Raw genomic sequence first — 8186 nt, 5'->3', positions numbered from 1 at the left:
GATTAATTTAATTTGTATTTAATTACTTTATTTATATTTTTTATAAAACCTCAACTTTTTTCTTACTACCATAATTTTTGTCACTTTTGTGATTCTTTTTCTCATGATTCTTTTGATAAAATCACTTTACGCTCACGCATCGCATTTTTAACACGTGAAATATTTGTTAAACGCATTTGTTTTTTAGCACGTTTTTCGTATAAGGTATTATTTTTTACAATTTCTTCTTTACGTTTTTGTTCTAACACAATAATTCGTTCTTGTTCAATTTTATCAACGTCTTTTACTTTTGTAGAAGCTTTAATTTCTTTTTGTTTTGCTAAAGCAATCTTTGCTTCTCATTTCTTTACAGCCAAAATAGATGCTTCATTATTTTTTTTAATTCATTCTTCACGGATTAATTTTTCTTTTGCTTCTTTTTCATTAGTTTTAGTAGTTAAATCTTTTCCCTCTTCAATAATTTGATTTATTAAGTCAACTACTGATAACTCCTCTTGCATAACAACTTTCTTTTTTACTGCCATAAATAAACTCCTCATCTTTTTATGTTTCGTTCCTATATAAGAATACTTCTTAATATTTTTACATAGACTATTCCCATTATATCAAAAAATCATAAAAATTAAAGCAAATCATTCATTTTAACAAAATAAAGTTTTAAAAAAGATTTTGATTAAATAAAAAATGATAAAATTATACTTAGTAAGAAGGAGACAAGTTATGTTAAATTTTAATGATGAAAAACTAAATAAGTTAGTAACAAATTTTATTCATTATATGGTGGACCCAAAACATGATGAAGGAAAACAATTCGTTGAAACTGATTATAAGAATTTTTTTCATCACATTGATTCACGTAAATCAAAAAGTAATTTAAATATTGTGATTAGTTCCCATTTAGCAACCGCCGAGCAATTTGCGAAAGCTGGGGAAATTATCGACCAATATCACATCAATAAAACCCCTTTTACTTGATGTACTATTACCGTTGACAATAACCAAGCTCTGAAAAATCATTTTTTGAAAAAAGTGGTTTACAACACTTTGAAACTGCATTAGGAATGTTAATTAATTTATCAACTTTTACAATAACTAATCGGGAAAACCAGAATGAACAATTTCAAGAAGTAACATCACAAACGATTGTTCATGATGTTGTTAAAGTTATTAAAAGTGCCTTTGATTTATCCCTCATTGATCTTGCAAAATATCAATCAATTTGAGAATTAAACCAAGCTGAAAAAATTAGTTATTTAACCATTTTAACAAAAAACAACATTCCCGTTTCAACTGGCAACTTATACTTTGAACCAGAATTAGCAATTATTGATGATATTGCAACTCATAGTAATCATCAAAAACAAGGTTTTGCCAAAGAAAATGCTAATTCATTTATTAAACCAAGCAAAACAAGCCAATTACCAATATGCTGGTTTAATTGCCACTCCTGATGGGTTACCACTATATGAAAAACTTGGTTTTAAAAGTCAAAAATTATGTTTTAATGTTTATACGATGCATTATTCAAAATAATAATGCATTTTTTAATGTTAAAATTTAACAAATAAAAAAAAGACTTATTTAAAGTCTTTTTTTAACCTGGCACTGCCCTATTTTCACCTTGCGGCTATCGTCGGCGTGATAGTGCTTAACTTCCGTGTTCGGGATGGGAACGGGTGTGTCCACTATGCCATAAGCACCAGATCACTTGAGTGGAATTATCCCCTCAAAACTAGATAATAAACATTCTAAAATTTGTAAATAAGCTCTCACTTTTTTGAAGTCCTCGACCTATTAGTATTGGTTAGCTGAACACGTCACCGTGCTTACACACCCAACCTATCAACCTTGTCGTCTTCAAGGGGTCTTACTCCATAAAGGATGGGAAATCTCATCTTAAAGTATGCTTCTCGCTTAGATGCCTTCAGCGATTATCATTTCCACACATAGCTACCCAGCTGTGCCACTGGCGTGACAACTGGAGCACCAGAGGTGTGTCCATCCCGGTCCTCTCGTACTAGGGACAGATCTCTTCAAATTTCCTACGCCCACAACAGATAGGGACCAAACTGTCTCACGACGTTCTGAACCCAGCTCGCGTACCGCTTTAATGGGCGAACAGCCCAACCCTTGGAACCAACTTCAGCTCCAGGATGCGATGAGCCGACATCGAGGTGCCAAACCTCCCCGTCGATGTGAACTCTTGGGGGAGATCAGCCTGTTATCCCCAGGGTAACTTTTATCCGTTGAGCGACGGCCCTTCCACACGGGACCGCCGGATCACTAAGCCCAGCTTTCGCTCCTGTTCGACTTGTAAGTCTCACAGTCAAGCACCCTTCTACCTTTGCGCTCTATGTATGATTTCCGACCATACTGAGGGTACCTTTGGGCGCCTCCGTTACATTTTAGGAGGCGACCGCCCCAGTCAAACTACCCACCTGACACTGTCTCTGATCTGGCTTACAGATCTAGGTTAGGATTTCGACATAGCAAAGGTGGTATTCCAAGGACGACTCCACAACAACTAGCGTCGCTGCTTCAAAGTCTCCCACCTATCCTATATATGCTATATCAAAACCCAATATCAAGCTATAGTAAAGCTCCATGGGGTCTTTCCGTCTAGTTGCGGGTAACCTGCATCTTCACAGGTACTAAAATTTCACCGAGTCTGCAGCCGAGACAGCGAAGGGATCATTACGCCTTTCGTGCGGGTCAGAACTTACCTGACAAGGAATTTCGCTACCTTAGGACCGTTATAGTTACGGCCGCCGTTCACTGGGGCTTCGGTTCAAAGCTTCGCTAATGCTAACTAATCCCCTTAACCTTCCAGCACTGGGCAGGCGTCACCCCCTATACGTCGTCTTACGACTTTGCAGAGAGCTGTGTTTTTGCTAAACAGTTGCCCCTTCCTCTTCACTGCGGCTCATATTGCTATGAGCACCCCTTCTCGCTAACTTACGGGGTTATTTTGCAGAGTTCCTTAGCTACAGTTATCTCGCTTGCCTTAGGATTCTCTCCTTGACCACGTGTGTTCGTTCTAGGTACAGGCACCATATAAATAGTGCTAGAAGCTTTTCTTGGAAGCATGGAGTCATATACTTCGCTACTAGGCGAACCGTTCGCTCCCCATCACACTTCAAGGTTATGCAAGGCGGATTTGCCAACCTTACCCTCTTTGTGCTTAGCCCGGAAATCCAATAACCGGGATATACTATCCTTCTCCGTCACTCCATCGCTCTATATGGTGGTACAGGAATATCAACCTGTTGTCCATCGACTACGCCTTTTGGCCTCGCCTTAGGTCCTGACTAACCCTGGGTGGACGAACCTTGCCCAGGAAACCTTGGTCAAACGGCATGAGGGATTCTCACCCTCAAACGTTACTCATGCCGGCATTCTCACTTCTAACCAGTCCAGCAGTCCTCACGGTCTACCTTCATCCCTGTTAGAACGCTCCCCTACCGCCCTGTATATAAATATACAAAACCCATAGCTTCGGTATTATGCTTAGCCCCGGTACATTTTCGGCGCAAAGTTACTCGACTAGTGAGCTGTTACGCACTCTTTAAAGGGTGGCTGCTTCTAAGCCAACCTCCTAGCTGTCTAAGCGACTTCACATCCTTACACACTTAGCATAAATTTTGGGACCTTAGCTGATGATCTGGGCTGTTTCCCTTACGTGCATGGACCTTATCACCCATGTACTGACTGCCGAGTATACAAAATTGGCATTCGGAGTTTAATTGTATTCAGTACCCCTAGGTGGGGCCATCATACATTTAGTGCTTTACCTCCAACTTGCTAACCTCGACGCTAGCCCTAAAGCTATATCGGGGAGAACCAGCTATCTCCAGGTTCGATTGGAATTTCACCCCTAGCCACAAGTCATCCGCGGTCTTTTCAACGAACGTCGGTTCGGTCCTCCATTAAGTTTTACCTCAACTTCAACCTGCTCATGGCTAGATCACCTGGTTTCGGGTCTATGACAACATACTAAACGCCCTATTAAGGCTCGCTTTCACTACGGCTCCGTATCTTCTACTTAACCTTGCATGCTATCATAACTCGCCGGCTCATTCTACAAAAGGCACGCCGTTACCCATTAACGGGCTCCGACTTCTTGTAGGCATATGGTTTCAGGTACTATTTCACTCCCCTCCCGGGGTGCTTTTCACCTTTCCCTCACGGTACTGGTTCACTATCGGTGAATAGGTAGTATTTAGCCTTACGCGGTGGTCCGCGTTGATTCCGACAAGATTTCACGTGTCTCGCCGTACTCAGGATTCCATTTCGAGTCTTGTTCATTTCATATACGGGGCTATCACCCTCTGTGGCATGGTTTCCCAACCATTTCTACTATAAACAAGTTTTGTAACTCTACTCATATGGTCCTACAACCCCAGATAAATCTGGTTTGGGCTGTTCCCCGTTCGCTCGCCGCTACTAAGAGAATCGCATTCGCTTTCTTTTCCTCTAGGTACTGAGATGTTTCAATTCCCTAAGTATACCTTCACTATAACTATGTATTCATTATAGGATGATGAGAGATTAATCTCACCGGGTTCCCCCATTCGGACATGTTCGGATCAAAGCTTACTTCCAGCTCCCCGAACCTTATCGCAGGTAGTCACGTCCTTCATCGTCTCCTATTCCCAAGGCATTCACCATACGCCCTTTGTAACTTCAAAGTTTTATTAATTTAATTATTTGACCTGATTTTAAATCAGTTTTGAGAATCATTTACAAATATAACTGTGAAATTTTAGTTATTTTTTTAAAATAACAGAAATTTTGAATTATTGTTATTTTAATCTTATGATTAAAATAACTAGATGTCTATTATCCAGTTTTCAAAGAACAATTTCAATAACATTTTTCGTGTTATTGTCAGAGAAACTAATCCCCGAAAACTAAACATAACGGTCATTAAAACTAATTAGATTACTATAAAGTAATAACTCCATAGAAAGGAGGTGATCCATCCGCACGTTCTCGTACGGATACCTTGTTACGACTTCACCCTAATCATCAATCCTACCTTGGGCGGCTTCCTCCTTGCGGTTAGAATACCGACTTCTGGTATTATCAACTCTCATGGTGTGACGGGCGGTGTGTACAAGACCCGAGAACGTATTCACCGCGACATTGCTGATTCGCGATTACTAGCGATTCCGGCTTCATGAGGGCGAGTTGCAGCCCTCAATCCGAACTGAGACCGGCTTTTTCAGATTAGCTCCCTCTTGCGAGATCGCAACTGTTTGTACCGGCCATTGTAGCACGTGTGTAGCCCAAGACATAAGGGGCATGATGATTTGACGTCATCCCCACCTTCCTCTAGCTTACACTAGCAGTCCCGTTAGAGTATCTCAACTTAATGGAGTAAATAACGGCAAGGGTTGCGCTCGTTACTGGACTTAACCAAACACCTCACGGCACGAGCTGACGACAACCATGCACCACCTGTCTCAATGTTAACCTCCACTGTATTTCTACAGCTTTGCACTGGATGTCAAGCCTTGGTAAGGTTCTTCGCGTTGCTTCGAATTAAACCACATGCTCCACCGCTTGTGCGGGTCCCCGTCAATTCCTTTGAGTTTCACTCTTGCGAGCATACTACTCAGGCGGAGTACTTAATGCGTTAGCTGCAGCACCGAACTTAGTCCGACACTTAGTACTCATCGTTTACGGCGTAGACTACTAGGGTATCTAATCCTATTTGCTCCCTACGCTTTCGTGCCTAAACGTCAGTGATAGGCCAGTCGACCGCCTTCGCCACTGGTGTTCCTCCATATATCTACGCATTTCACCGCTACACATGGAATTCCATCGACCTCTCCTACACTCTAGCTTAACAGTTTTCAAGGCGAACTGGAGTTAAGCTCCAGGATTTGACCCCAAACTTGTTAAACCGTCTGCGCACGCTTTACGCCCAATAAATCCGGATAACGCTTGCCACCTATGTATTACCGCGGCTGCTGGCACATAGTTAGCCGTGGCTTTCTGGTAAGGTACCGTCAAATAAGTATCATTTCCTATACCTACTGTTCTTCCCTTACAACAGACCTTTACAATCCGAAGACCGTCTTCAGTCACGCGGCATTGCTCCATCAGGCTTTCGCCCATTGTGAAAAATTCCCTACTGCTGCCTCCCGTAGGAGTTCGGGCCGTGTCTCAGTCCCGATGTGGCCGTTCAACCTCTCAGTTCGGCTACGTATCACTGTCTTGGTAGGCCATTACCCCACCAACTAACTAATACGCCGCACCCTCATCCATTAGTGGTCCAAACGGACCTTTTAACATTCTCTGATGCCAGAAAATGTCGTATGCGGTATTAGCAGTCGTTTCCAACTGTTATCCCCCGCTAATGGGTAGATTAGATACGTGTTACTCACCCGTTCGCCACTGGGTGCAAGCACCCCGTTCGACTTGCATGTATTAGGCATGCCGCCAGCGTTCATCCTGAGCCAGGATCAAACTCTCATTAAAAAATATTGTTTTTGTTCCTAGCTTTAATGACGGATATTCATTGATTAAATGATTATCTTTGTTGTTATGTTTAGTTTTCAAAGATCGTTTTTGTGTCAACAAAACACCTTTCAAATCATACAAAAATTAGTGATTATTGTCAATAACTTTTGACTTTTTTTGTAATAATTTTTTCGATATTGTGCGGAAATATTCATTTTTCATTAATAATAAGTATTACTAACTGACACCTTTATAAGTATATAAAATCCATATTTTTTTGCAAGCGTTTTTACTAAAAATATTAATATTTTTTTCATAAAAAATAACTATTTAAAATAGTTATTTTAATCTTATTTTTTCCGAAAGATGTTAGTTATTCCTTTTCATCATGATGCTGTTAAATAGCGTTCTAAACTATTAAAACTAATAAAAATAATTGCTGAAAAAAATAGTAAATATAAATATCAAGCATATTTTCAAACATCAAGAAAAGAGATTGGTGTTTGATTACTAGTAACATAGTTATTTGCCATACTAACTAAAATTAGCATTTGTGCCCCATATGGAATTAAACCTTGGAAGACAGCGGGGAAAATTGAAACAAAAGCAGCAATCTTGTTTTTATTTAAATCATATTTTTGTCGAATTTCTTTTACCATTGGGCCAACAACAATAATAGCAATAGTATTGTTAGCTAAAGCAATATCTGCCACACTTGTTAAAGTTGCAATTCCAAATTGCGCACTTTTTTTACCTTTAATTTTTTGATTAATTTTTTCAGTTGCTCATTCCAATCCCCCAGATAGTTCACTTAACCCTGCTAAACCACCAGTGAAAAGTGCTAAAAAAGCAATTTCCGCCATTGATAACATTCCATTTTTAATAGCATCTGTTGCCACTAAAAACTTATCTAAACCACTTAAGAAATGACCATTTGGATTTAAACTGCCATTTAACATACGAGCGGGCGTTAAACTTGGTAAATAAGATGATGTTAAATCACCAGTTGCTGTTACTCATTGATTAAATTGGCTTAAACTAAAACCAACAATAATGGCACCAAAAATCCCACTAATTAACACAATAAAAACATTAACACCACACAAGGCAACAACTAGAACAACAAAGAATGGTAAAATTGTTAATAATGCTCGCCACCAAATTCATCTTTCACTATTTACTTTTGCATATTTGACATAAGTAACGGTAAAGAAAAGAATAATAGTAATAATTGCGGCAAAAATTAAAATTTTTCAATTAAATAAAAATCGACTTTGCGGAGTAACATCTTGAGTTCGACATAATGCAATTGCTGTATCAGAGATAACTGATAAATCATCACCGAACATTGCTCCGCACAATAAGGCCCCACCTACCATTGCTAAATTTAAATTTGCTTGTGCTGCCATTCCAAACGCAATTGGTCCAAACGCAACAATTGTTCCAACACTAGTTCCCATTGCAGTTGAAATAATCGCACTAATTAGAAAAACACCCCCAACTAAAATTGCTGGTGGAATAACCTTGAACCCAAGAAAAGCAATGGCAGAAGAAGCCCCAATTGTGTTCATTAGTTGAGCAAATGACCCCGACAATAAATAAATAAAAACCATAATTAAAATGTTTTGATCAGCACTTCCTTTTAAGAAGGCATTTAATTTAGTTGTAAAATTTCCTTTAATAATTAAAAAACCAATAATCGTTGGAATCAAAATAAT

4 protein-coding genes and 3 rRNA genes are annotated in these 8186 nt (G+C 39.4%); 2 read left to right on the top strand and 5 right to left on the bottom strand.

The features are described 5' to 3' along the window. Positions 1-65: 65 nt before the first annotated feature. Positions 66-524, bottom strand: coding sequence for a hypothetical protein (locus TS70_RS05800; protein WP_198049687.1), 459 nt, complete (start codon positions 522-524; stop codon positions 66-68). A 196-nt stretch (positions 525-720) separates the two neighbouring features. Between TS70_RS05800 and TS70_RS07940 the strand changes: the two genes are divergently transcribed. Both TS70_RS07940 and TS70_RS07935 read left to right on the top strand, forming a co-directional pair. Then, positions 721-1059 carry a transcriptional regulator gene (locus tag TS70_RS07940; protein ID WP_227991455.1) on the top strand — a complete coding sequence of 113 codons (339 nt, stop codon included), beginning with the start codon at positions 721-723 and terminating at the stop codon, positions 1057-1059. A 2-nt stretch (positions 1060-1061) separates the two neighbouring features. Further along, a complete protein-coding gene (locus TS70_RS07935; RefSeq protein WP_227991452.1) occupies positions 1062-1484 on the top strand; it encodes a hypothetical protein in 423 nt (140 codons plus the stop codon). A gap of 113 nt (positions 1485-1597) precedes the next feature. Here the strand turns inward: TS70_RS07935 and rrf are convergent. The 4 genes from rrf to TS70_RS05775 form a co-directional block, all read right to left on the bottom strand. Continuing rightward, a 5S ribosomal RNA gene (gene rrf / locus TS70_RS05790) occupies positions 1598-1704 on the bottom strand. Positions 1705-1774: 70 nt separating this feature from the next. Beyond that, positions 1775-4688: ribosomal RNA gene (locus TS70_RS05785) — 23S ribosomal RNA — on the bottom strand. Positions 4689-4966: 278 nt separating this feature from the next. Next, positions 4967-6486: ribosomal RNA gene (locus TS70_RS05780) — 16S ribosomal RNA — on the bottom strand. Together the 16S, 23S and 5S rRNA genes form the textbook arrangement of a ribosomal RNA operon. A 332-nt stretch (positions 6487-6818) precedes the next feature. Beyond that, on the bottom strand, positions 6819-8186 hold a 1368-nt coding region (locus tag TS70_RS05775; protein ID WP_198049686.1), incomplete at its 5' end, for a Na+/H+ antiporter NhaC family protein.

The sequence above is a fragment of the Spiroplasma sp. hyd1 genome (assembly GCF_016082235.1).
In the GTDB taxonomy this organism is placed as follows: domain Bacteria; phylum Bacillota_I; class Bacilli_A; order Mycoplasmatales; family Mycoplasmataceae; genus Spiroplasma; species Spiroplasma poulsonii.
The sequence above is the reverse complement of the archived record's forward strand: the minus strand, read 5'-3'. Positions and strand labels throughout refer to the sequence as shown.